This window comes from Halobaculum sp. EA56, assembly GCF_051195075.1.
Lineage (GTDB): Archaea > Halobacteriota > Halobacteria > Halobacteriales > Haloferacaceae > Halobaculum.
Window position 1 is genome coordinate 73,725 of record NZ_JBNTJX010000001.1, and the last position, 24,237, is coordinate 97,961.

The following is a 24,237-nucleotide window of genomic DNA, read 5'->3' on the forward strand; positions in this document are numbered from 1 at the left end:
CCGGGCGCGCGAGGGAGCGGCGTCCCCCGCGGCCGGCTCACTCGACGACGGTCACGCCGGTGACCTCGAAGCGCGCCCCGCCGCTCGCGCCCTCGGTCGCCCGGATCGACCAGCCGTGGGCGTCGGCGATCTGTCGGGCGATGCTCAGGCCGAAGCCCGTCCCCTCCTCGGCAGTGGTGACGCCGGTGTCGAACACCTCCTCGCGGACCTCGGGGTCGATCCCGTCGCCGTCGTCCTCGACGTAGAAGCCGCCGGGGAGGTCGCCGACGTCGACGGCGACGTCGCCGCCGGCGTGCTCGACCGCGTTGCGCACGAGGTTCTCGAACAGCTGTCGGAGCCGCCCCTCGTCGGCGCGGACCGTCCGGTCGGTGTCGACCGTCAGCGTCGCCTCGGCGGTGTCGACGTTCCCCCAGGAGGCCTCGACCGTCGCCCGGAGGTCGACCGGCTCCGGATCGTGCACCTCCTCGCCCTCGCGGGCGAACGCGAGCAGGTCGTCGATCAGCGCCTCCATGCGGTCGAGCGCGCGCTCGATGTCGTCGAGGTGGGCGCTGTCGTGCTCCTCCCGCACGAGCCGGAGCCGGCCGTCGGCGACGTTCAGGGGGTTGCGGAGGTCGTGGGAGACGACGCTCGCGAACTCGTCGAGGCGCTCCACCTCCCGTTCGAGGCGGCGCTCGCGCGCCTTCTGCTCGCTGATGTCGGCGATCGTGCCCACGTGGTAGTCGTCGCCGTCGACCCGGACCCTGGTGGTGGTCGTCCTGACGGGCACCTCCTCGCCGGTGTCGAAGCGCCGGTGGAGGGTCTCGTGGACGCGCGTTTCCCCCCGGCCGTAGGAGGTCCAGTAGTCGTCGAACCGCTCGGCCTCCAGCAGGGGGTTCGCCTCCCACACCTTGCGCCCGCGGAGGTCCGCCGGCGTCGTCCCGAGGAGGTGCGCGTAGTAGTCGTTGAAGAACACGAGCGTCCCGTCGGCGTCGTAGGCCCCGACGCCGGCCTCGATCTGTGCGACGCCGCGCTCGAGGATCGTCCGTTCGTACTCGCGCTCCCGGTCGTCGCTGACGTCCCGCCCGAACACGAAGAACCGGGCCCCGTCTGCCGTGTCGGCCTTCACGAGGTGGACCTCGACGGGGAACGTCGAGCCGTCGGCCCGGCGGTAGCGCCCCTCCCGGTCCCGCGTCTCCCCCGGCTCCATCCGCCGCCGGCGGTCGCGCGCGCCCGCCGGCTCGATGCGCTCGTCGACCGCCGCGATGTCCGTGCCGACCAGCTCCTCCGTCCCGTAGCCGAGGGCGTCGCACAGCCGCCGGTTGGCGTCGAGGATCCGGCCGTCGACGTCGTGAACGGCGATCATGTCCGGCGAGTGCTCGAACGGCACGCCCGACGTGGCCGCCGACCGGCGGTCCTCCCGCTTCCGGTTCCGGTCCCGCTCGCGCTCGCGGTCCTCCGAGACGTCGCGGACGACGCAGACGTGCCCCCCCGTCTCCAGCGGCGCCAGCGACAGCACCTTCGGGTACGTGCTCCCGTCCGCGCGGCGGCCGACCGAGTCGCCCACCCACGTCTCCTCGCCGGCCAGGTCGGGGAACACCTCCTCGTTCAGGCGCTCGGCCTCCTCGTCGGGGACGGTCGTCGTCCACGGCTCGCCGATCAGCTCCTCGGGCTCGGCGCCGTAGCAGTCGGCGTAGGCCTCGTTCATCTCCGCGTAGCGCCCGTCCTCGTCGATGACGGAGATGCCCTCGTTGGCCGTCTCGACGGCCCGCGTCCACAGCGTCGCCCGCTCCTCCGCCCGCGCCCGCTCGACGGCGTTGCGGATGCGGTTCGCGAGCAGGTCGTACTGGTCGCTGCCGCCCTTCTTCTGGAGGTAGTCGGTGACGCCCGCGGTGATCGCGTCGCTGGCGACTTCCTCGCTCCCCTTTCCGGTGAACAGCACGAACGGGAGGTCCGGGCGGCGCTCCCGGACGGCCTCCAGCAGCTCGATCCCGTTCGTGCCCGGCATGTCGTAGTCGCTGACGACGCAGTCGACCCCGTCGTCGAGCCGGGCCAGCGCGGCCTCGGCGTCGTGTGCCGTCCCCACCGCGAACCGGTCGTCGGTCCGCTCGAGGAAAGTCGCGGTCAGCTCCGCGAAATCCGGGTCGTCGTCGACGTGGAGTACCCGGATCGGTTCGGTCATGCCTCACCCCTCTGGCTCGGGTGGGAAAAACGTACACCCTCGGTGCGCCGGGGTCGCGGACGTACTCGACGACCGCGGCGGTTGCGGCGGCGGTCGGCCGTGGTCGTGGGTACGGTCGTCGCTGCGGGCGTGGCCGTCGCCACGGTCGCGGTCGGCGCCGCGGGCGCGGTCGTCGCCGTCGGCGTCGCCGTCGCTCCCGGTCGGAAGTCGGGCGGCTCGGGTGAATCCCTCGTCACACGGGGCTCGGTGGGGGTAACCCTCGTCACTGCCGCCCGGTCGTGTGTATCCGGTCGGCGCGTATCACTCCTTTCCATCGTCGCCGCGGCTTCCCGAGTCGGCCGCGTCGCCCGCGCGGTCCCACCCCGCCAGCGCGCGGTGCTCGGCGGCCGTCTCCCGCACCGCGTCGGCGTCGAGCGGGCCGTCCTCGGTGACGAGGACGACGGTCCCGGGCGGGGCGCGGTCGAACAGCGGCGCGTACGCCGCGACCCCCTCGGGCGCGTCGAAGGCGGCGCGCTCCGGGCGGAACTCCCCGTCCGGGGCGACCTTGTCGCGGGCGGCGACCGCGTACACGGGCACCCCCTCGCGGGCGGCCGACAGCGCCAGCCCCCGCGTGCCGACCTTGTTGGCGACGCTCCCGTCGGGGAGGACCGCGTCGGCGCCGACGACCGCCGCGTCGACCCGGCCCTCGGCAAGCAGCGACGCGACCGCCGCGTCCGGCAGCAGGGTCACCTCGCGGCCGTCGTCGCCGTCGCCCGCCAGCGATCCCGCGACCTCGCGGCCCTCGCCGCCGGGCTCCGACTCGGCGACGAACACGGGCCCGTCGAGGCGGTCGAGCGCGGCGGCGACGGTGCCCGAGCGCGACAGCGTCAGCACCGCCGGCGGGTCGTCTCGGTCGGGGTCGCGGTCGGCGTCGCCGGCGCGGTCGCGGTGGGCGTCGCCCTCCTCGCGTTCGGCCAGCAGCGCGGCCGCCTCGCGCGCGGCCCGGTCGTCCGCGTCGGCGGCCGCCGCGACCGCCCGGACCGCGCGGTCACGGACGGCCGCGGGGGTCCGGTCGGCCTCGCTCCGCTCACGGGTCACCGTGTTCCCCGTTCGTGTCGAGGCCTCCCCTCGGTCGGCCTCGCTCATCACCCGGTTCACGCGCGTCGCGAGCGCGGTCATGCCCGGGCGGGCGTCCCGGAGGTCGCGGGCGACCGCGGCGACCCGTTCCCACGGCTCCCCCGCGAGCGCCGCCTCCGCCGCCTCGTCGCGCAGCGCCTCCAGCGCGCGCAGCGACACGTACGCGGAGCCGTGGGTGCGGTCGGCGGCGACCGACTCCGCGGTCGGACCGACACGACGGTACGCCTCCCACAGCCGCGGCACCGTCTCCCGCTCCAGCATCGCGGTCGGCTGGACCCACTCCCACTCCGCCAGTTCCTCGTTCGGGTCGACCGTCCGGGTCGCGCAGTCGAACAGGAACGGGTGGACGGTGAACGCTCCGTGTTCGTCGTCCACCGCGACCGGGTCGCCCCGGCGGACGAGCGTCAGGTCGTCCTCCCCGATCCCCGTCTCCTCGCGCACCTCCCGGCGCGCGTCGGCCAGCGGGCCGTCCGTGTCGTCCTCGACGTACCCCGAGACCCCGCCCCAGCGACCGGCGTAGGTGCCGACGGCGTCGCTCCGGCGGACGAGCAGCACCCCGGGGCCGTTCCGGAGGAACGCGGTGACGACGTTCGCCATGCGCGTGGGTGGGGTCGCCGGCGACTTCCCGGTGTCGGCGACCCCGCGAGGTCGGCGCGGCCGTCGGCGGCCACGCGGGCGCGATGCGCGAGCGCCCGGAACACCGGACACGTGTACCACCACCGGCGCGCTTTTGCGGGCGACGGCCGCAGGACGCATATGGACCTGTTTCCCGTCCCCGACCTCCCCGAGATCCGGGAGGGGGACGACCTCGCGGCGCTGATCCGCGACCGGGTCGACCTCCGCCCGGACGACGTGGTGTGCGTCGCCTCGACGGTCGTCTCGAAGGCCGAGGGCCGCGCGCGCGACCTCGATGACTTCCCGGCCGGCCCGCGAGCGCGGGAGATCGCCGCCCGCCTCTCGGAGATATCGGGCGACGAGAAGGACCCCCGGTTCGCGCAGGCCGTGCTGGAGGAGTCGACCGAGGTGATCACGGAGGCGCCGTTCCTCCTCACCGAGTCCCGGTTCGGGCACGTCGGCGTCAACGCCGGCATCGACCGCTCGAACGTCCCCGACCACGACCTGCTGCTCCTCCCGGAGCGGCCCTCCGAGTCGGCCGACCGCATCCGCGCGGAGCTCCCGGCCGACCGCGTCGTCGTCACCGACACCTGCGGTCGGCCGTTCCGGCACGGCCAGCGCGGCGTCGCGATCGGGTGGGCCGGGATGGCGCCGGCGCGCGACTGGCGCGGCGAGGTCGACAGGGACGGCCGCGAGCTCGGCGTCACCGTCGAGAACGTCGTCGACGAACTGGCCGCCGCCGCCAACCTCGTGGCCGGCGAGGGCGCCGGCGGCGACCCCGTCGTCGTCGTCCGCGGCTTCGAGTGGGGCGACCACGGGGAGAGCGACGCGCACTTCCGCGACGTCGACGGCGACTTCGTCCGGCAGGCGGTCCGGGGGTGGGAGTTCGATGGGTGAGGACGCCGACCGCGCCGGCGACGACGCGCCGATGCTCGGGATCGAACTCGCGCCCGAGCACCCCGTCGACCGCATGGTCGAACTGGGCACGCTCGCGGCGGACTCGGGGTTCGACTCGCTGTTCGTCTCCCACCACTACAACAACCGCGACGCCTTCTCGGTCCTCTCGCGGCTGGCGGCCGCGACCGACGAGGTCCGGCTCGGCCCGGGCGTCGTGAACCCCCTGGAGTTCCACCCGGCGACGCTCGCCTCGAAGGTGGCGACCCTCGACGAGGCCAGCGGCGGCCGCGCCGTCTTCGGCGTCGGGCCCGGCGACCCCTCCACCCTGCGCAACCTCGGCCTCGGCGACGACCGCGGACTCCGCCCGGTGCTGGAGGCGTTCAAGACCGCGCAGAAGCTGTGGGCCGGCGAGCGCGTCGACGGCGGGTCCACCTTCGACGCCGACGACGCCGGCCTGAACTACGCGCCGCCGCAGGGCGCCGACATCCCGGTGTACGTCGGCGGCGAGGGCCCCCACATGTGCCGGATGGCGGGCAAGCACGCGGACGGCCTGCTGTTCAACGGCTCCCACCCCGACGACCTCGCGTGGGCTCGCGAGCAGGCCGAACAGGGGATCGCGGACCGCCCCGACTCCCGCGGCGAGTTCGACCTCGCGGCCTACGCCGCCGTGAGCGTCGCCGCCGACGCGGAGGCGGCGCGGGAGGCCGCCCGCCCCCCGGTGGCGTTCATCGCCGCCGGCGCCGCCCCGCCGGTGCTGGACCGCCACGGGGTCGACGCGGACCTGGCCGGCGACATCGGCGACCGCATCTCGGCCGGGGAGTTCTCCGAGGCGTTCGACCTCGTCACGCCCGCGATGGTCGACGCCTTCTGTATCGCCGGCGACGCGGACGCCGTCGCCGAGCGGATGGCCGCGGTGCTGGCGCACGCGGACTCGCTGGTCGTCGGGTCGCCGCTCGGGCCGGACCTGGACGAGGCGGTCGAACTGGCGGCCGCGGCGGCGACGCGGGCGACGGAGTAGACGGGGGTGAGAACGGGGCGGAAACGAGGCGAAGCGGCCGTCGCTGCGGCGGTCGGTCGGGGCGAGCGCGGCTCAGCGGCGTCCCTGCCCCTGCGGACCCTCGAACCGGCTCCGCTTCGCCGGGTCGCCGATGCCGAACTCGTAGCCGAGCGCGCCGAGCGCGAGGTAGCCCATGACCGCCGAGGCGCCCCCGACGAACAGCGCGCCGAACAGGAACGAGACGAACGCCAGCGGGTCCCGCAGCGCCACGTCGGTCACGAAGATGACGATCAGGTCGACGGCGCTGGTGACCAGCCTGACGACGAAGTCGATGACGGTTACCATACCCCGGGGTCGGCCCCGCGGGGACTTGAGCGTTGATGTGTCGGCGGGGGAATCGGCGGCCCGGCCGGAACGCGCCGGAGTTATGCCTTCCGCGACGGTGCTCTCGACCGTGCCCGAGGACCGATCGCTGGACGAGTTCGTCCCCGACGGCGACGCGAACGACGGCGGCGACGAGCCTGCCGTCGACGGCGACTCCGGCACGGACGCCGTCGACGCCGGCGGCGACCCGACTCCCGACTCCGGCGCTGGTGCCGACGCGGAACCCGACGCCGCCACCGAACCCGACGACGACGCCGAACCCGATGACGCCGAAGCACCGGCGGTCGCCGCGGACGCCGTCGAGCCAGCGGAGCCAGCCTACGACGTGTCGCCCGACGGCGCGGCCTGCGCGGCCTGCGGCGAGACCGTGACGCGGCGCTGGCGCGACGACGGCGCGTACGTCTGCCCCGACTGCAAGGACTGGTAGCTCCGGGCGCGACCGATCCCGGGAGCGGCCGTCGCCCCCCGAAGTCACCGCGACCCGTGTCGTTCGAACCCCCTCGCGAGCGTCTCGTCCGCGATGGACAGCACCGTCGGCCGGCCGTGCGGACAGGCGTACGGCCGCTCGCACTGGCCCAGTCGCTCCAGCAGGCGCGCCGCCGTCTCGCGGTCGAGGTCGTCGCCCGCCTTCAGCGACGGGTGACACGCCAGGTCCGCGACCAGGTCCTCCCGGAGCGTCGCGGCCGGGTCGCCCCCGGCGCCCCTGCCACCGGCAGCCTCGGCCAGCTCCGCGGCCACCTCCCGGAGCGCCTCCGCGTCGGCGACCCGGCCCAGCGGCGCGGGCACCGCGCTCACCCGGTAGGTGGTGCCGCCGAAGGGCGTCACCGCGAACCCCAGCGCCGAGAGCGCCTCGCGGTGCGCCTCGACGGCGGCGGCCGCGGGCGGGGACAGCGTCACGGTCGTCGCCGGGTCGAGTTCGGCCGAGGGCACCGCCTCGTCGGCCAGCGCCGCGCGCAGGCGCTCGAAGTTCACCCGCTCGTGGGCGGCGTGCTGGTCGACCACGAGCAGGTCGTCGCCGGCCTCGCAGACGACGTACAGGTCCCGGAAGACGCCCAGCACCGTCGCGTCGGCGAACTCGGAGTCCGCGCCCTCGACGGGCGCGAGCGAGGCGTCGAGGTCCATCGCCACCTCGCCCGAGCGCCGGAGGTCGGCGGTCGTCAGCGCCTCCCGGACGCCGGCCTCGACCGCCTCGGCGACGCGGTCGCCGCCGCGGAGCGCCACCCGCTCCTTCGCCGGGTGGACGTTCGGGTCGACCGCCCACGCCGGGAGGTCGAGCCGGACGGCCGCCACCGGCTCCCGGCCGCCGGGGAGCAGGCTCCCGTACCCGCGCGAGACGGCCCGCCGGAGGTCGTCGTCGCGGACGGGCCGGCCGTTCACCGAGACGTGGACGTGGTCCCGGCTCGCGCGCGTCGCCGAGGGGTAACAGAGCCGCCCCTCGACCGCCAGGTCCGCCGACCGGTCCGCCAGGTCGACGCCGACCCGGTGGGTGAACCCGGTCGACTCCCCGCCCGTCTCGCGACCGTACAGCGCGACGAGCGCGTCCCGCGTCCCGGTGCCGGGCGTCGAGGCCGTCTCGCTCCCGTCGTGTTCCAGCGAGAACGCCACCTCCGGACGGGCGAGCGCGTACGCCGTGATCAGCTCCGATATCCGGCCGAACTCCCGCGCCGGCGACGCGAGCGACTCCCGGCGGGCGGGCCGGTCGCCGAAGAGGTCGGTGACGACGACCGTGGTGCCGCGGGCGCGGCCGGCGTCCTCGACCAGTTTGTCGCCGTCGCCGCGGGTCCCGTCCCCCTCGGCGACGACCCGCGTGCCCACGTCGCCCCCGTCGTTGGTGACGAGTTCGAGGCGCCCCGCGTCCGCGATGGCCGCCAGCGCCTCCCCGCGGAAGCCGAGCGTCCCGGCCTCCCGCAGGTCGTCCGCGTCGCGGATCTTGCTCGTGGTGTGGGGCTCGACCGCGCGGACGGCGTCCGCCCGGCCCATCCCGTGGCCGTCGTCGGCGACCCGGATCCGGTCGGTGCCGTCGCGGTCGACCGACACGTCCACCCGGTCGGCGCCGGCGTCGAGGGCGTTCTCCACGAGTTCGGCGACGACGCGCGCCGGCCTGGTGATCACCTCCCCGGCGGCGATGCGCTCGACGGTCGCCTCCGGGAGTTCGCGGACCGTGCCCTCGCCGTGGCTGCCGGCGCCGGGTCGGTCGCCGGGGGGGTGGCCGTCGGTCACGATCCCTCACCGGCGTCGTCGCCGTCGGTGTTCCCGTTGCCGTCGCCGACGCCGGTGTCGGTGTCGGCCGCCTCCTCGGCGCGCCGCTGGAGGTCGTGGAGCGTGTTCAGCGCCTCCAGCGGCGTCGTCTCCGCGACCCGGAGCTCCCGGAGCGTCGCGAGCAGGTCCCCGACCGCGTCGGCGTCGGCGTCGTCGCCCCCGGCGGCCGCGTCGCGTCCCGCCGTCGCGTCGCGGCCGTCGGCAGTGCGACCGTCCCTCCGGCCGCTCCCGCCCCCGTTCGCGTGCCCGTGCCCGTTCCCGGCGAGGTCGTCGAGCGTCCGCTGGGGCGGGTCCGCCGGAGCGTCGTCGGTCGACGCCGGTCCCGTCCCGTCGGCGTCGCCTCCGGTCCCCTCCCCGTCGTCAGCGCGCTCGGCGGCGACGAGGTCGTGCGCGCGGGCGACGACCGACTCCGGCACGCCCGCGAGGTCGGCCACCTCGACGCCGTAGGAGGAGGAGGCGGCGCCCTCGCGGATCCGGTGGAGGAACGTCACGTCCCCGTCGCGCTCGGTGGCGGCGAAGTGGCGGTTCACCACGCGCTCGTACTCGTCGGCGAGGTCCGTGAGGCCGTGGTAGTGGGTCGCGAACAGCGTCGTCGCGCCCGCCTCCTCGTGGAGGAACTCGACCGCGGCGCGGGCGATGGCCCGGCCGTCCGTCGTCGCGGTTCCCCGGCCCACCTCGTCAAGGAGGACCAGCGAATCGGCGGTCGCGTCGTGGAGCACGTCGGTCAGCTCGCGCATCTCGCGCATGAACGTCGACTCCCCGCCCGCGATGTCGTCGCTGGCGCCGACGCGGGTGAACACCCGGTCGACCACGGGGAGGCGGGCCTCGTCGGCGGGGACGAAGGATCCGGCCTGCGCGAGCACGACCGCGAGCGCGACCTGCCGCATGTACGTCGACTTCCCGCTCATGTTCGGCCCGGTGATCACCGCGACCGTCCCCCGCGGGAGGTCGGCGTCGTTGGGCACGAACTCGGGCTCGGTCTCCTCGACGACCGGGTGTCGGGAGCGCTTCAGGTGGATTCCGGCGTCGTCCGCGTCCCCGCCGCTGTCGCCGTCGTCGGCGCGGTCGCCGTCGCCCGCGATCAGCTCCGGGCGGACGTAGTCGCGTTCGACGGCGACCGTGGCGAGCGCCGCCAGCGCGTCCACGCGGGCGAGCGCGTCCGCGAGGGCGCCGATCCGGTCGGACTCGTCGGCGACCTCCTCGCGGAGGGCGGCGAACAGCTCGTACTCCAGCGACTCGGCGCGCTCCTCGGCGCCGAGGATCTCGTCCTCCCGCCGTTTCAGCTCCGGCGTGTAGAAGCGCTCGCTGTTCTTCAGCGTCTGCCGGCGGGTGTAGTCGTCGGGCACCTTCCCGAGCTGCCCGTTCGTCACCTCGATGTAGTAGCCGTGGACCTGGTTGTACCCGACCTCCAGGTTCTCGATCCCCGTCCGCTCGCGCTCGCTCGCCTCCAAGTCCGCGACCCACTCGCGGCCCTCGCGGGCCGTCTCGCGGAGGTCGTCCAACTCGTCGTCGTAGCCCGCCCGGATCACGCCGCCCTCGGTGATCTCCTGCGGGGGCTCCTCGACCACCGCGGCGTCGATCCGCTCGCGGAGGTCGTCGAGCGGGTCGAGATCCGCCCGGAGGTCCGCCAGCGCGTCGATCCCCGCGAGCGCCTCGCGGACCGCGGGCACCGCGGCGAGGGTGTCGTGCAGGGAGCGGAGGTCGCGGGCGTTCGCCCGCCCCCGCGAGACCCGGCCGACGAGCCGCTCCAGGTCGTAGGCGGCCGACAGCGCCTCGCGCACGTCCTCGCGGACGAGGGTGTGCTCGGCGAACGCCGCGACCGCGTCGTGTCGCGCCTCGATGTCCGCCGCGTCCACGAGCGGCCGCCGGAGCCACGCGCGGAGGCGCCGCCGGCCCAGCGCCGAGCGCGTCTCGTCGACCGTCTCGAACAGCGTCCGGCCGGAGCCGACGTGGTTCTCGAACAACTCCAGCCCGCGGAGGGCGGTCGCGTCGAGGCGCAGGGAGCGCCGGGGGTCGTACCGGCGGACGCGCCGGACGTACTCCAGCGGGCCGTCGTCGCCCTGGGTGTACTCGGCGTACGCGAGCAGGGCGCCGCAGGCGACGCGCTCGGCCGGCCCGAAGCGGTCCGGGTCCGCATACGCCGCGAGCCTGTCGGCGGCGGCGTCGGGTTCGAAGTTCCCCGGGTCGCGTTCCGTGACCATGCAGCCGGCGGCGTCGACGACCGCGTCGGGCACCTCCGGGCCGCGGAGGAGTTCGGCGGGCGCGATCCGCGCGAGTTCCTCGTCCACGTCGGCGGCGTCGCCCCGGGTGACGGCGCACTCGCCGGTGGAGACGTCGACGTAGGCGACGCCGTAGGCGGGGTCGTCGTCCTCACGGATCGGTTCGCGCGTCTCGCGCTCGCTCCGCTCGCCCCCGCGCGCGACGCAGGCGACGTAGGTGTTCGACCCCTCCGCGAGCAGTTCCTCCTCGACGACGGTGCCCGGGGTGAGCACCTGCGTGACCGCGCGGTCGACCAGGCCCGAGGCCTCCTCGGGGTCCTCCACCTGGTCGGCGACGGCGACGCGGTAGCCCGCGTCGAGCAGGCGCCGGAGGTACTTCGGGGCGTTGTCGACGGGGACGCCGCAGGCGGTGTATGTGCCCGTGGAGTCCTCGCGCTCGATGCGGGTGAGTTCGCAGACGCGGGCCACCTCGTCTGCGGCCTCGCAGAACGCCTTGTAGAAGTCGCCGACGCGGAAGAGGACGACGCAGTCGTCGTACTCCTCGGCCACGTCGACGTACTGGGCGAGCATCGGCGTGAGCTCCTCGCGGCGGTCGAGCATCGTCGCCGGCGCTCCCGTGACCATGTCCTTGCTTGAGTGCCGGGCGGGCGAGGGGCGAAAGGGTTTCGCACCGACCGGCGGGGCGACGGTCCCCGCTCAGATCCCGATATCGTCGTCGTCGCCGTCGGCGTCCCAGTCCCAGGGGTCCGCGGTCAGCCGGGACGACGACCGCCGCACGCCCGCGCCGTCGAGCCCCTCGGCGTACGTGAAGCCGTACGTCGGCGGCTCGTACTCCTCGGGGTCGACCACGGGCTCGTTCCGCCGGAAGCGACGGCCGACCAGCAGGACCGGCGTCCCGCCGGCGGCCGTCCCCGGCACCTCCCGAAGCTCCTCCAGGCGGTACCACTGCGGCAGGCGCTCGCGCAGGCGGGTCCCGAAGCGCGTGTCCCGGAAGCGCCAGGCGACGCGGAGCGCGAGCGTGCCGTTCTCGGCGAGCCACTCGCTCGCGCGCTCGACGTACAGCGCGGAGGTGTCGTAGGTGTAGTACGCCGTCTCGTAGTCGGCGTACGCGTCCGCCACCGGCCCCTCGGCCACGTCGCGCCGGAGCGTCGCCGGCGGCGCCCCGACCACGTAGCCGTAGTCCTCGCGGTCGAGCGCCGCCGGGGTGTGCTCGCGGATCAGCGGGTCCGTGCAGTGGACGGGGAGGGGACCGAGCGTCCGGCCGTCGTCCGTCCGGCGGACCGCCAGGCAGTCCCCAAGCAGGCGGAGGAGCAGGCGCGTCTCCGTCACCCGACACGCCAGGGGGTCGGGGCTCGCGCCCGTCAGGCGGTCGGTGACGGCCCGCAGGCGCTCCTCGGGGGCGGCGTCCGCGAGCCCCGCCAGTAGCCGGTCGGCCGCCGCGAGGAGGTGGCGACCGTCGCCGACGGCGGGGTCGAGCAGGTCGGCCCCCGTGCCGGCGGCCGCCCCCACGTCCCGGCCGCCGCTCTCGCCCGACCCCGCGTCGGCGCCGCCGGCCGCGGTGTCGGCGTCGTATCCCGCCGCGTCGAGCAGCCTTCCGGGGAGCGGGTCGGGGTCGGCGGGGTCGGTGTCGATCCCCGGGAGGTTCGCGACCGAGAGCAGGCGGTCGTACGCCGCGGCCGCGCGCTCGGCGTCCCCGGGGAACGCGAGAGGACCGAGGGCCCGGACCGTCCGCGAGAGCGCCTCGGCGACCCCGTCGTCCGACAGCGCCCACCCGGCGAGGTCGGGGGCGCGGCGGTCGAACACGTCGGCGAGGCGCTCGCGGGCGACGCCGAGCAGGTCGCCGGCGTCGCGCCCGACGCCCGCCGCCTCGGCGAACGCCTCGAACCGCTCGACCGCGTCGCCCGCGAGCACGTCCTCGACGGTGCCCAGGCTCCCGAGCGTGCGCACGAGGAGTACCTCCTCCAGCAACTGGAACGCGGCGACGCGGGCGAACGCCCGGCGGTTCTCCGAGGGGGTGAACCCCGTCCGCCCGGCGCCGCGGACCCAGGTGCCGTAGGCGGCCCGGAGGTCGCGGGCGTCGGCGTGGGCGCGCTCGTGGGCGCGCAGCCGTCGCCGCGCCGGCCCCGCGGCCGTCCCGTCGCCGTCGCCGCGGCGGGCGCTCGCGACCGCCTCCCGCAACTCGTCGGCGCGCTCGTCGAAGGCGTCGGCGTCGCCCGCCAGCGCCGACTGCGCGTCGGCTACGGCGGGTGCGAGGTGGTCGTCGAGGCAGTCCCGGAGCGTCCCGACGAGCGCGCCCGGGTCGTCGTCGACCGGACGACCTCCGGGCCCGCCGTCGTCGGCCGGGCGTTCCCCGGACTTGCCGTCGCCTGACCGACCCTCCTGCCCGTCGTCGCCGGAGCCGCGAGGTCGGGCCGGCGTCAGCTGTCCGGGCCGCAGGTCCGCCAGTTTCGCCACCGCGAGCTGTCGCCCCGGCCGGAGCGTCTGCGAGAGCGGGCCGCGCCGGCCGGCCTCGATCACCTCCCCGAGCGGGATGTCGGCGTGGGTCGTCGCGGTCACCCCGGCGACGGTCCGCGCCTCGTCGTCGTCGGCGTCCTCGCGGGTCCGCTCGAACACGAGCAGGCGGTCGAGCCCGCCGGCGACGACGTAGCGGGCCGACGGCGCGGCGCTGGCGGCCTCGAACGCCGCGACCACCGCGGTCCCGACGTCCTCGCCGCGGCCGACGGTCGCCGCCGTCGCGCCGACGACCCCGTCGGCGTCGCGGAGGCGAACCACCCGCCCGTCGCGGGCGTAGCCGTCCCCGCCGTAGCCGAGCACGTCGGCGAACAGCGCCGAACACAGCGCCTCCGCCACCGCCGCGGCGTCGGCGTCGGCCGGCAGCGCCGCCTCGGCCCGGTCGGCGGCCGCGACGGCGCGCTCCACGAAGCCCCCGCCGTACGAACCCTGTGGTCTCCCTGACATCCTCGATCCCGAACCGGGTACCCCTCCGGATCGAACCCACCTAATCCTTTCTCAGTCGGGCGATCCCTCGCGTCGCCGTCGAGTCGGGCGATCCGCGACCGATCGTTTCTCCCGGGTGTCACGTCGGTACGGACGGCGGACGCGCGTCGCTGCCGGCGACGCCGGCCGCGTGTCGCGGGCCCGCCGTCGCGCCCGGCGCCCCCGGTTCCGGGCCCGCGTTCCACACGAACCCGTCGGGTTCGCTCCCCCGTCCCCCCCGTGGCTCCCGACGGCTCGCGACCGGTCGACATCGCTCCCGAGCGATCCGGAGCGGTCGGTATCGCGCCCCCATCGCCGTTTGGTGTGCGGCGCGTCCACAGGCGGCAGAGTTAGGTCCGTCCGGGCCTTGACGACGCGTGTGAACGACACCCAGACAGCCCGCTGCCGGGTGTATTCTCCGCTCTCGGGGGTGCTTCGCGCGTGAGCGACGCCGAGGCGGAAGCCGACCGCGAGCCCGAGGCGGCGACCCGCGACCGCGAGGCGGGCGAACCCTCCCCCCTCCCGATCCCGGAGGCGGCCGACCTCGTCTCCCGCGTCGCCGACAACGTCGGCCGCGTCATCGTCGGCAACGACGCCGCCGTCGAGCACGTCCTCGTGACGGTGCTCGCCCGGGGGCACCTCCTGCTGGAGGACGTGCCGGGCGTCGGGAAGACGATGCTGGCGCGCTCGCTGGCGCGCTCGGTCGACTGCGAGTTCAAGCGCGTCCAGTTCACGCCCGACCTCCTCCCGTCGGACGTGACCGGCGTCAACGTGTACAACCAGAAGACCGGCGAGTTCGAGTTCCGGCCCGGGCCGGTGTTCGCGAACATCGTCCTCGGCGACGAGATCAACCGCGCGCCGCCGAAGACCCAGTCGGCCCTGCTGGAGGCGATGGAGGAGCGGCAGGTCACCGTCGACGGCGTCACCCGCGACCTCCCGGACCCCTTCACCGTCATCGCGACCCAGAACGACGTGGAGCCCGGCCGGACCTACGAGCTCCCCATCGCGGAGATCGACCGCTTCATGAAGAAGCTCCGGCTCGGCTACCCCGACCGGGCCGACGAGACGGAGATGCTCGGCCGCACCGCCGGCGACCACCCGATCGAGTCGCTGGACCCGGTGGCGACGACAGAACAGCTGCGCCGCGCCCGCGCGACCGTCGGGGAGGTCGGCGTCTCCGAGCCCGTCCGCGAGTACGTCACCGACCTGGCGGCGTACACCCGCGAGCACGCCCAACTGGGGGTGAGTCCCCGCGGGAGCATCGCGCTCGTGCGCGCCGCCCAGGCCCGCGCGGTCCTCGACGGCCGCGAGTACGTCGTCCCGGACGACGTGCAGACGGAAGCCCGGTCGGTGTTCGCCCACCGCGTCCGCCCCCGGACCGGCAGCGAGTCAGGCCTCGACGTGGTCGAGGACGCCCTCTCGTCGGTGGCCGTCGAGTAGCGATGCGGCTCACCCGACGCGGGAAGGCGGTCGTCGCCGTCGCCGTCCTCGCGGTCGCCTCCGGCCTCCTGTTCGGCCCCCGGTCGCTCAACGCCGTCGTGGTGCCGGCGCTGGTGGTGCTGACGGCCGCCTACCTCCAGTTGCGGTGGGCGGAGGTGCCGACGGCCGCCCGCGCCGTCCCGCCCGACGACCACGTGGGGCGCAGCTACCCGGTGCGGCTGTTCTTCGGCGACCGCGAGGGCCCCCGCCCCGACGAGGAGACCGGCATGGACCGGCCGTTCACCGGGGTCGTCCGCGAGCGGGTCGGCGACGGCGTCAGCGCCGACCGGCTGGTGACGCAGACGGTGGTGGGGGCGGTCCCCGTCGAGTACGAACTGGCGTACGAACGGCGGGGGCGCCACCGGCTCGGCCCCGCGGAGGTGACCGCCCGCGACGTGCTCGGGCTGGCCGAGACGGACCTCTCGACGGCCGAGACCGCCGAGGTGCTCGTCTACCCGATGGTCCACGCGGTCGCGGGGTGGGCGCGGCGCGACCTGCGCGCGCTCCACGAGACGGGCGTCCACCGCGAGCGCCGCGAGTTCGACCGGCTCCGCGAGTACGCCCGCGGCGACTCCCTGCGCGACGTGCACTGGAAGTCGACGGCCAAGCGCGACGACCTCATCGTGAAGGAGTTCTCCGCGGAGGCCGAGACCGAGGCGGTCTCCGTCGCCGCCGGCGCGGCCGCCGCGCCCGGCGCCGCCGACGGGATGGCCGAGGCGACCGCCAGCCTCGCGCTCGCGCTCGTGGAGGACGGCGTCCCGGTCGACGTGCGCCTGCCCGACGGGACGCTCACCGTCACCGGCGAGCGGGGGAGCCAGGTGCGCCTGCTCGAACGCCTCGCGGTCGCCGGCCCCGGCCGCCTCGGCGACACGGAGGCCGACGTGACCGTGTACGGCGAGGCCGACCGCGTGCGCGTGACCGTCGCCGGCGAGGAGCACGACTTCGCCGACCTCCGGGCGGAGCGCCCCCCGACGTACGGCGTCTCCCGGCCCGACGGCCGCGTCGGCGACGGCCCCGCCGGCGACGGGGAGGTGATCGCGTGAGCGCCCCCGTCGGCGACCGCTTCGGCGGCCTCGGGTCCGGTGGGGGGAGCGACCGCGGCGACCGCGGCGACGCCGCGACCGCCGCCGGCCGCGACGGCGACGGGGACGACCCCGGGAGCTACTCGGTCGCCGCGGCGGTGCGGCGGCCGGCCGCGCTCGGGGTCGCGCTCGCGGTCGCGGCGTTCCTCTCGGTGTTCCACCACGTCGTCGACGTGGTCGGCGGCGCGACGTTCTTCCTGATGGAGACGGCGCTCGTCGTCGCCGTCGCGGCGTGGCTCGGCGGCTTCCTGCGCGAGCGCACCGCCGTCGGCCTCACCGCGGTCGGCTTCGCGCTCGCGCTGCTCGGCTACTTCATGTCGGTCCCGCAGGCCGCGCGGTCGCTGTTCACCCTCGGCCGGGTCGCCGCCGACGTGCTCGCCCTGCTGTCCGGGCTGTCGGTGCTGCGCCTGCTGAACGCCGGCGCGTGGGCGCTGTTCCTCGCGCCGGTGCCGACGTTCCTCGCGACGTACCTGCTGGTGCGCCGGCGGTACGTCGAGGCCGCGACCGTGGCGGGGGCGACGACCGGCTTCTTCCTGCTCACGGGCGACGCCGGCGCCGGGGTGGGGCTGACGGCGGCCGTCGGCCTCACGCTCGCGGTCGGCTTCGCGGGGCTGGAGGCCGCGGGCCGGCGCGGCGTGCTCGCCCAGTGGGACACGCTCGCGGTGCTCGTGGCCGCCATGGTCGTCGCCACGAGCGTCGTCACCGTCGTCCCCGGGAGCGCGACGAACCCCGTCGTCCCCGGCGGCGCCTCCCCGACCGTCGAGTCCAGCCTCGTCACTAACAGCGACTCCGTCGGCGTGCTCGGCAGCATCCGCCTGTCGCCGGAGGTGCGCTTCACCGTCGAGGCCGACGACGCCGCCTACTGGCGCGTCGGCTCCTACGACCGCTACACCGGCGGCGGGTGGGTACGGACCGGGGACACGGAGCCGTACACCGGCCCCGGGTCGCTCGGACCGCCGCCCGGGGAGAGCGAGCGCCTCGTCCAGCGGGTGACCGCACGCGGCCAGCTCGACGCGCTCCCGGCGGCGTGGAAGCCCGTCGAGGTCCGCGGCCGCGCCGGCGACACCGCGCAGGTGACCACACACGACGGGCTCCAGCCGGGGACGACGCTGCTGGAGAACGACACCTACACCGTGGTCAGCCAGCGGCCGACCGCGACCCCCGCCGACCTCCGGCGCGCCGGCACCGACTACCCGGACGGGATCCGCTCGCGGTACACGCAGCTCCCCGGGAGCACGCCCGACCGCGTCGGCGAGCGCACGGCGCGGGTGCTCGATCAGGCCGGCGCGAGCAACCCCTACGACGCGGCCGTCGCCGTCGAGCGCTACCTCGAACGCACGAAGGAGTACTCGCTGGACGTGCCGGCCCCGCAGGGCGACGTCGCCGACACGTTCCTGTTCGAGATGGAGTCGGGCTACTGCGTCTACTTCGCGACGACGATGGTCGCGATGCTCCGCAGCCAGGGCGTCCCCGCCCGGTTCGTCACCGGCTACACGTCCGGACAGCAGGTCAGCGAGGACACGTACGTCGTCCGCGGCCTCGACTCGCACGCGTGGGTCGAAGTGTACTTCCCCGGCCACGGCTGGATCCGGTTCGACCCGACGCCCTCGGGACCCCGCGAGTCGGCCGAGCAGGCGAGCGTCGAGGCCGCCCGCGAGGAGGGCGTCGAGAACGTCGACGCCGCCGGCTCCTCGGACGGGAGCTACGAGACGCCCACGGCGACGCCGGGGAGCGAGACGACCGCCGGGGTCGGCACGCCCGACATCGGCGCGATCAACCCCGGGAACGACGAGTTCGGCAACGCCACCGCCGCAACCGCCGTCGGCGGCCTCACCGGCGACGTGACGCCCGCGGGCGGCGGGGGCGGCGCCGGCGACGGCGGGGGCGACGGCTGGACGCCGACCCGCGGCGACGTCGCCGTCGGCCTCGCCGCGCTGGTGGGTACTCTCGCGGGCGCGCGTCGGTTCGGCGTGACCGGGCGCGTCCGCCGGACGGTCTGGCTGCTCCGGCAGTCGCGCGCGGACCCCGCGACCGACGCCGAGCGGGCGTTCCGCCGGCTCGAGTACCTCGCGGCGCTCGTCTACCGGCCCCGCCGCCCCGGGGAGACGCCCCGGCAGTTCGTGGCGGCGCTGGCGGGCGACCGCTTCGGGGACCGCGCCCGGACGGTCGCGGACGCCTACGAGCGCGCCCGCTACGGCGACGGCGTCGACGAGGCGGACGCGCGGCGGGCCGTCGAGGCGGTCGACGACCTCGTGCGCGAGCACGCCCCGGTCCTCCGGCGCCTCGGCGGCGCCGGCAAGCCGTCGTGACGCGCGGGCCGGGACCGCGCGGTCCGCACGACCCTCCCGTCGCGGTCCGCCCGGCGGCCGCCGGTCCGGCGGGGACGCGCCCCCGACGGCGGGACGCAGCGCCCGTGTCTCGCGTGCGAACACCCGACAGGATTTAATATAGCGGTCCTGTACGTCCGACCGGAAATGTCCGAGGTATGCTCGACGTGCGGACTGCCTGAGGAACTCTGCGTCTGCGAGGACGTCGCCAAGGAGTCTCAGGAGATCTCGATCCGCATCGACGAGCGCAGGTACGGTAAGGAGGTAACGGTGATCGAGGGGTTCGACCCGAAGGACGTGGACATGGACTCGCTGTCGAGCGACCTGAAGTCCAAGTTCGCCTGCGGGGGCACCGTCGAGGACGACGCCATCGAGCTCCAGGGGAACCACAGCGGCCGCGTCGAGAGCTTCCTCCGCGACAAGGGGTTCAACGTCGCGTGACCTCCGGACCGACCTGAGATCCGCCGTCGAGCAGTCGCGTTCCGTTCTTCCGTTCTTCGGATCCCTCGCGAGCGCCGCGGCCGGCGCCGCCGACCCCGCTGTCGTTCGTTCCGGCGGGAGTGACACCCGAATAGCCGCCCCGACCGCTCGGCCGAACCGGGACCCCGCGGCCCGATCCGCCGAACGGTTTTATATGCGTCCCCCGAACGGCCGGCCGTGACTCGGGGGAGCAGGGTCGTCGCCGCGGTCTGTCTCGTGCTCGTGCTCGTCGCGCCCGCGGGGGCGATCCAGCCGGCGGCGGCCGCCGGGACGGCCGATCCGGGACCGCCGTCGGTCGGTCAGCCGACCCGGACCGCGGCGGCGACGGGCGGACCGACCGCGGCGTCGGCGACGGCGGCGACGGCCGCGTCGGCGACCGACGACGTCGAGCTGACGACGACGCTCGCGCTCACGCCGGAGACGCCCGGCGAGGTTGGCGTCACCCTCCGGTTCGAGATCCCCGACCGCGTGACCGAACTGGAGGCGTCGATCGACCCCGACGCCGCGGGCGTCGAGACGGACGGCTTCTCGGCCGCCGGCGGCGACACCTACGAGTGGGACGGCGAGACGGCCTCGCCGACGATCAGCTACCGCCTCCCGGCCAACGAGACCGCCGCGTCCGGCGGGTTCGACGGGCACGCGCTCGCGGCGGGCGGCCCCGTCGCGGCCCGGCCCGACCGGGCGAGGACGGTCGCCGACGCGGCGACACCCCGGGCGGCCGGCACCGCCGACGGCGGCTACCTCTTCGTCGACGCCGGGGAGTGGGCGCTCGTGCGGGTGCCCGGTCCCGGCGTCTCCTGGCGCTACCGGGGCGACGCCGTGGGGTTCAGCCGCGAGGCGACGACCGCCGGTCCGGGCGCCGTCGGCGGGCGCGTCGCCTTCCTCGGCGACCACACGACCCACGAGCGGACGGCCCACGGGCAGACGTTCCGGCTGGTCGTCCCCGAGGGCGCGGCCGACGACATGACGACCGCGCCCGAGGAGGTCCTCGACGCCTACGCGGCCGCGTCCGACGCGCTCCGCGTCGGCGACCGCGACGGGTCGGTGTTCGTCGTCGCCGCGCCGACGGGCGTCGAATGGGCCGTGCGGGGGATCCAGACCGGCGACGCCGACGCGTGGGTGCGGGCCGGGGAGCCGCTGAACGACGCGTCGAGCCCCTGGCTCCACGAGTACGTCCACACCCGGCAGTCGTACCGGACGACCGCCGAGACGCGCTGGACGATCGAGGGCTCGGCCGACTACTACGCCGCGTCGCTCGCGCTCCGACAGGAGCGGATCGGCTTCGAGGCGTTCGCCGACCACCTCGCGCGGGGCACCCGCGACCCGTACGCCGACGCGGTGCTGGCCGACCCGGACACCTGGGAGGGCCCCGCGCAGTACCGGAAGGGCGCCCTCGTCGCCGGCGACCTCGACCGGCGGATCCGCCTCGCGAGCGACGGCGGCGCCACCTTCGCCACGGTGCTCGCCCGGCTGAACGCCGAGGACGACCCCGTCACGGGCGACCGCTTCCTCGCGCTCGTCGCCGACGCCGGGAACGGGTCCGTGGGCGACGCCGCCGAGCGCTACACGCGGACCGACGCCGCCCCCCCGATGTGGGACGGCGACGCCCACGAGGCGGCGTTCGGGACGCTCCCGGCCCGGATCGTGGTGAGCCGGCCGGCGGCCGTGGAGGCGAGCGGCCCCTACCGGAACGGCACGCTCCTCGCGCCGCCGGCGACGCTCGCGCTCGGCGAGACGGTGACCGTCCCCGTGACGGTCGCCAACGACGGCGGCGCCGCCGGCGAGTACCGTGTGGCGCTGACGGTCGGCAACCGCACGGTCGACGCGGCGAACGGGACGCTCGCGCCGGGCGCGAACGCGACCGTCCCGCTGTCGTGGACGCCAGCGGAGGCGGGCACCTACGAGGTGACCGTACGCGGCCGGAGCTACGAGGTGCGCGTCCGCGAGCCGGCGGCGCCGTCGGTCGCGTCGCTGTCGGTGGACCCGTCGACCGTCGCGTCGAACGAGTCGTCGCTCGTCGCCGCCGAGGTCGTCGCCCCCGGCGACGTCCCCGCCGACGGCGACCTCGTCGTCCGCGTCGACGGCGAGCGCGTGGCGACCGAGCGCGTCCGGGTCGCCCCCGGCGGAACCGTCACGCTCCGGATCCCGGTGAGCGTGGCCGACCCCGGCCGCCACACCGTCGCCGTCGGCGACGCGACCGCGACGCTGACCGTGGAGGCGACCGCGACGCCGGAGGACGGGTCGGACGACGGACCGGCGACCGCCGACGGGGGCGGAACCACCGGAACCGACGTTCCGGTCCGCGGGTTCGGCGTCGGCGCGGCCGCCGTCGCCCTCCTCGTCGCGGCCGCGGGGCTGGTCGCGGTCGGTCGCGCCGGCCGGGGGCGTCGGTAGCGGGGGACCGCGCGGCGGTCAGCCGTCGGGCCGCGCCGACGGTCGCCTCAGAACGGCGACTGCGGGCCCTCGTCGGCCTCCGCTTCCGTCTCCGTCCCGTCGCGGCCGTCGTCGCCGGCTTCGAGGTCGCCCTCCCACGCCTCCAGCCCGCCGGCCATGCTCTCGACGGTCGCGTCGGCGGTCCCCTCGAACGACTCGATGAGCCGGGCGGCCTGCACGCTGGCCTTCCCGTGGGGACACACGGTGACGATGCGGTCGCTGCCGGTCAGCGACTCGACCCTGTCGGGGAGCCGGTCGAACGGGACGTTCTCGGAGCCGGGGATGTGCCCGCGGGCGTACGCCCCCGGCGAGCGGATGTCGACGACGCGCACGTCGGCGCCGTCCGCGAGGAGTCGCTCGACCTCCTCCGGTGTGATCTCGCCGTCCATGCCCGTGGGGTGCCGTCGCCCGGTGAAAAGCGCTCCGCCGGCGGCGACCCCCGCAACCGCGGGCGCGACTACCCCCGACACCCCCTACAGCAGGCCCTCCTCGCGCGCCAGCAGGACGCCCTCCAGCGTCGCGTCGTTCGTCGGCGGCGTGCGGGCCACCTCGACGGCGTCGTCGACCGGGACGGTCCGCGGGACGAGGTACTCGTTGTCGTCGAGGTCCTGCCCGACCGGCTCCAGCCCCTCGGCGAAGACGAACCCCCGGGTGTGGCGGAGCAGGCCGGTCGTGCACTGCACCTCCCCGAGCACGGAGAGGGACCCGGCGTCGAAGCCGGTCTCCTCGCGGAGCTCCCGCCGGCCCGCCTCGGTGTAGGACTCGCCCGCCTCGACGATGCCGGCCGGGAGCTCCAGCTGCGTGTTGCGGACGGTCGGGCGGTACTGCTCGACCATGAGGAGGTCGTCGCCGGCGCGGGCGACGACGACGACGGCCGTCGCCAGCTCCGACCAGTAGTACCGCTTCGTCGAGCCGTCGGGGTGTTCCACCAGGTCGTAGCCGGCGAGCTGCCACCCCGTCTCGTACTCGACGACGCTCTCGCGGACCGGCCACTCCGGCTCGCCCGGCCAGTCGTGTCGCCTGCCGTCGTCGAAGTCGGGCGCGTCCGACTCCCATCCGTCGTCGCCGTCGGGCGTCTCGTCGCTCACGGATGCCTCGTCGTTTACGGGTGCCTCGTCGCTCACGGGTGCTCGATCGTTACGCGGTATCGGGTTTCGTTGTACCGGACGAAGACGGCGTCGCCGTCGACGGCCCCCTCGGGCGCGAACTCCCGGAACGTCGCCACCTCGTCGAACGGCGAGTGCGTGAACCCCTCCTTCAGCCCGTAGGGTCCCCTCCGGTACGCCTCCGAGCGGCCGTCCTCGGACTCGACCGCCGAAAAGAAGTACCGAAAGCGCTGCTCGGCGATGCCGCCCTCGCTCGCGTTCAGGGTGTAGGCCGGCCCGTCGGCCTCGGCGGGCGTCGCCGTGAGGTAGTACGGGTCGCCGGCGCCGAGGTAGGAGGGGAGCGCTCCGAGCGCGAGGAGGCCGACGAGCACCGCCAGGACGACGGCGAGGAACGTCCGCGTGACCGGTCGCATGGGCGCGGTACGGGTCGACGGCGCAAACGGGTTACGCCTCGGGGCCGGGGGGCGCTGTCGGCGTGACGCTCCCGCTACTCGGAGGACTCGTCCGGGCCGTCGCCGGCGACGGCGTCGGCCTCGTCGCCGTCCGCCTCGCTCACGACCGGCCGGTACGCCCGCCCGAACGCCCGCCTCCGGAGGGTGCCCAGCGCCGCCTCGCGCTCGGCCTGCCACGTCGCCGCGAGGACCGGCTTCGTCCCGTCGGCGGGATCGGCGTCCGCCCCCCCGTCGGCGTCCCTCCCCTCGCTGTCGCCGTCCGCCGTGCCGTTACCGCCGGCCGCGAACCGGACGGGGTGCCAGACGACGTTGTCGACGTGCTCGCTGCCGGCCAGGTCCGGCTCGTACTCCGGGTGGTCGTCCAGCCACGCCTCGTACTCCTCGCGCGTGCCGACGTGCACGCGCAGCAGCGACGCGAACAGCGCGTCCCTGACCGACTCGACGACCTCGCCGGTCACCCGGTCGGCGTACTCCTCGCGGTCGAACTCCATCGCCTTCGCCGCCTCGCGGACGGCCACCTTCGCGGCGGGCACGAGCGCCTCGTACTCCGCGCGGGCTTCCGCGGGCGTCGCCGGCGCGAGGGTTCCCTCGGTCTCCATACGGTCCGGTGGGGCGGTTCCGCCAAAGAGTGGTTCCCTTCGCTCCCCCGCCGGCGACGCGGCGGGCGACTCCCCCCGCCTACTCCCCGTCCTCGCTGTCGTTCGCGCCGTCGACCTCTCCGTCGCTGTCGGTCCCCCCGTCGCCGTCGTTCGCGTCGCCGTCCGACCCGTACATCTCCTCGGTGAGTTCGCGCGCCTCCGCGAGCACCGACTCGACGGCCTCGTCAGTCACCGCCCCCGCGACGCCGCCCAGTCCGCCGGCGGCGTCGCCGGCGACGTCCGGGCGGTCGGGGGCGCCGTGGTCGTGCGAATGCTCGTGGTCGTTCGCGCCGTGCTCACGGGTCGCGTCCGCTCCCCGTTCGCTGCGGGGCCTCCCTTCGGTCGGCCCCGCAGTGTCCTCGAACACCTCTTCGTACTCGTCCTCCTCGGCGAACTCGACGACGGCCGACGCCAGGTCCGCGGGCGTCCGGGCGCCCCAGTCGTCGACGTGCTCGTCCAGCCACGCCTCGTGGTCGTCGCCGTGGAGCATCGCCGTGAACGCGAGGTGGTTCGCCAGGTGCTCGCCGTCGCGCTGGGGAGTCTCACACACCGGACACGCGTATCCCATGCGCCCGGGTCGGGGCGCGAGGCGCAAAACACCTGCCGTCCGTGGTCGCCG

19 protein-coding genes are annotated in these 24,237 nt (G+C 75.7%); 8 read left to right on the forward strand and 11 right to left on the reverse strand.

Annotation, left to right across the window (positions count from 1 at the left end):
• Positions 1–37: 37 nt before the first annotated feature.
• On the reverse strand, positions 38–2,158 hold the full coding sequence (locus ACQUQ1_RS00355; protein ID WP_435062101.1) for a PAS domain S-box protein: 2,121 nt from the start codon (positions 2,156–2,158) through the stop codon (positions 38–40).
• 300 nt (positions 2,159–2,458) lie between these two features.
• On the reverse strand, positions 2,459–3,871 hold the full coding sequence (locus tag ACQUQ1_RS00360) for an NUDIX domain-containing protein (protein WP_435062103.1): 1,413 nt from the start codon (positions 3,869–3,871) through the stop codon (positions 2,459–2,461).
• A gap of 159 nt (positions 3,872–4,030) precedes the next feature.
• Here ACQUQ1_RS00360 and ACQUQ1_RS00365 point away from each other — a divergent pair, with 159 nt between their 5' ends.
• Both ACQUQ1_RS00365 and ACQUQ1_RS00370 read left to right on the forward strand, forming a co-directional pair.
• Positions 4,031–4,786 (forward strand): coenzyme F420-0:L-glutamate ligase, encoded by a 756-nt coding sequence (locus tag ACQUQ1_RS00365; RefSeq protein ID WP_435062105.1) that lies wholly within the window; start codon positions 4,031–4,033, stop codon positions 4,784–4,786.
• A 31-nt stretch (positions 4,787–4,817) separates the two neighbouring features.
• Entirely contained in the window at positions 4,818–5,804 is a 987-nt protein-coding gene (locus tag ACQUQ1_RS00370) for a 5,10-methylenetetrahydromethanopterin reductase (RefSeq protein WP_435062800.1), read from the forward strand.
• A 72-nt stretch (positions 5,805–5,876) separates the two neighbouring features.
• Here the strand turns inward: ACQUQ1_RS00370 and ACQUQ1_RS00375 are convergent, their stop codons facing one another.
• Positions 5,877–6,128: a hypothetical protein gene (locus tag ACQUQ1_RS00375; protein WP_435062107.1), complete on the reverse strand. Its 252-nt coding sequence runs from the start codon at positions 6,126–6,128 to the stop codon at positions 5,877–5,879.
• 109 nt (positions 6,129–6,237) lie between these two features.
• On the opposite strand from ACQUQ1_RS00375, the gene ACQUQ1_RS00380 reads away from it, so the two are divergent.
• A complete protein-coding gene (locus ACQUQ1_RS00380; RefSeq protein WP_435062109.1) occupies positions 6,238–6,594 on the forward strand; it encodes a DUF7573 domain-containing protein in 357 nt (118 codons plus the stop codon).
• Between the two features lie 44 nt (positions 6,595–6,638).
• On the opposite strand, the gene mutL is transcribed toward ACQUQ1_RS00380, so the two are convergent.
• The 3 genes from mutL to ACQUQ1_RS00395 form a co-directional block, all read right to left on the reverse strand.
• A complete protein-coding gene (gene mutL, locus ACQUQ1_RS00385; protein ID WP_435062111.1) occupies positions 6,639–8,387 on the reverse strand; it encodes a DNA mismatch repair endonuclease MutL in 1,749 nt (582 codons plus the stop codon).
• The gene (gene mutS, locus ACQUQ1_RS00390; protein WP_435062113.1) at positions 8,384–11,269 is read right to left on the reverse strand and encodes a DNA mismatch repair protein MutS; all 2,886 of its coding nucleotides are present in this window, start codon (positions 11,267–11,269) and stop codon (positions 8,384–8,386) included. The genes mutL and mutS overlap by 4 nt, the downstream gene beginning before the upstream one ends.
• A 72-nt stretch (positions 11,270–11,341) precedes the next feature.
• A complete protein-coding gene (locus ACQUQ1_RS00395; RefSeq protein WP_435062115.1) occupies positions 11,342–13,603 on the reverse strand; it encodes a hypothetical protein in 2,262 nt (753 codons plus the stop codon).
• A 459-nt stretch (positions 13,604–14,062) separates the two neighbouring features.
• Between ACQUQ1_RS00395 and ACQUQ1_RS00400 the strand changes: the two genes are divergently transcribed.
• The 5 genes from ACQUQ1_RS00400 to ACQUQ1_RS00420 all read left to right on the forward strand — a co-directional run bounded on the left by ACQUQ1_RS00400 (position 14,063) and on the right by ACQUQ1_RS00420 (position 21,383).
• Positions 14,063–15,061, forward strand: a complete 999-nt coding sequence (locus ACQUQ1_RS00400) for an AAA family ATPase (protein WP_435062117.1) — start codon at positions 14,063–14,065, stop codon at positions 15,059–15,061.
• A gap of 2 nt (positions 15,062–15,063) precedes the next feature.
• On the forward strand, positions 15,064–16,143 hold the full coding sequence (locus ACQUQ1_RS00405) for a DUF58 domain-containing protein (RefSeq protein ID WP_435062119.1): 1,080 nt from the start codon (positions 15,064–15,066) through the stop codon (positions 16,141–16,143).
• Positions 16,140–18,491, forward strand: a complete 2,352-nt coding sequence (locus tag ACQUQ1_RS00410; protein ID WP_435062121.1) for a transglutaminase TgpA family protein — start codon at positions 16,140–16,142, stop codon at positions 18,489–18,491. The genes ACQUQ1_RS00405 and ACQUQ1_RS00410 overlap by 4 nt, the downstream gene beginning before the upstream one ends.
• 165 nt (positions 18,492–18,656) lie before the next feature.
• The gene (gene yciH, locus ACQUQ1_RS00415) at positions 18,657–18,950 is read left to right on the forward strand and encodes a stress response translation initiation inhibitor YciH (protein WP_435062123.1); all 294 of its coding nucleotides are present in this window, start codon (positions 18,657–18,659) and stop codon (positions 18,948–18,950) included.
• A gap of 216 nt (positions 18,951–19,166) precedes the next feature.
• Positions 19,167–21,383: a CARDB domain-containing protein gene (locus tag ACQUQ1_RS00420; protein WP_435062125.1), complete on the forward strand. Its 2,217-nt coding sequence runs from the start codon at positions 19,167–19,169 to the stop codon at positions 21,381–21,383.
• Between the two features lie 47 nt (positions 21,384–21,430).
• On the opposite strand, the gene ACQUQ1_RS00425 is transcribed toward ACQUQ1_RS00420, so the two are convergent.
• The 5 genes from ACQUQ1_RS00425 to ACQUQ1_RS00445 all read right to left on the reverse strand — a co-directional run bounded on the left by ACQUQ1_RS00425 (position 21,431) and on the right by ACQUQ1_RS00445 (position 24,186).
• Positions 21,431–21,811, reverse strand: a complete 381-nt coding sequence (locus ACQUQ1_RS00425; protein WP_435062127.1) for a rhodanese-like domain-containing protein — start codon at positions 21,809–21,811, stop codon at positions 21,431–21,433.
• Positions 21,812–21,895: 84 nt separating this feature from the next.
• Positions 21,896–22,510 (reverse strand): NUDIX hydrolase, encoded by a 615-nt coding sequence (locus tag ACQUQ1_RS00430; protein WP_435062129.1) that lies wholly within the window; start codon positions 22,508–22,510, stop codon positions 21,896–21,898.
• Between the two features lie 32 nt (positions 22,511–22,542).
• Entirely contained in the window at positions 22,543–22,941 is a 399-nt protein-coding gene (locus ACQUQ1_RS00435; protein WP_435062131.1) for a hypothetical protein, read from the reverse strand.
• A 74-nt stretch (positions 22,942–23,015) separates the two neighbouring features.
• Positions 23,016–23,579, reverse strand: coding sequence for a DUF5809 family protein (locus ACQUQ1_RS00440; protein WP_435062133.1), 564 nt, complete (start codon positions 23,577–23,579; stop codon positions 23,016–23,018).
• A 79-nt stretch (positions 23,580–23,658) separates the two neighbouring features.
• On the reverse strand, positions 23,659–24,186 hold the full coding sequence (locus tag ACQUQ1_RS00445) for a DUF5810 domain-containing protein (RefSeq protein WP_435062135.1): 528 nt from the start codon (positions 24,184–24,186) through the stop codon (positions 23,659–23,661).
• Positions 24,187–24,237 lie beyond the last annotated feature (51 nt).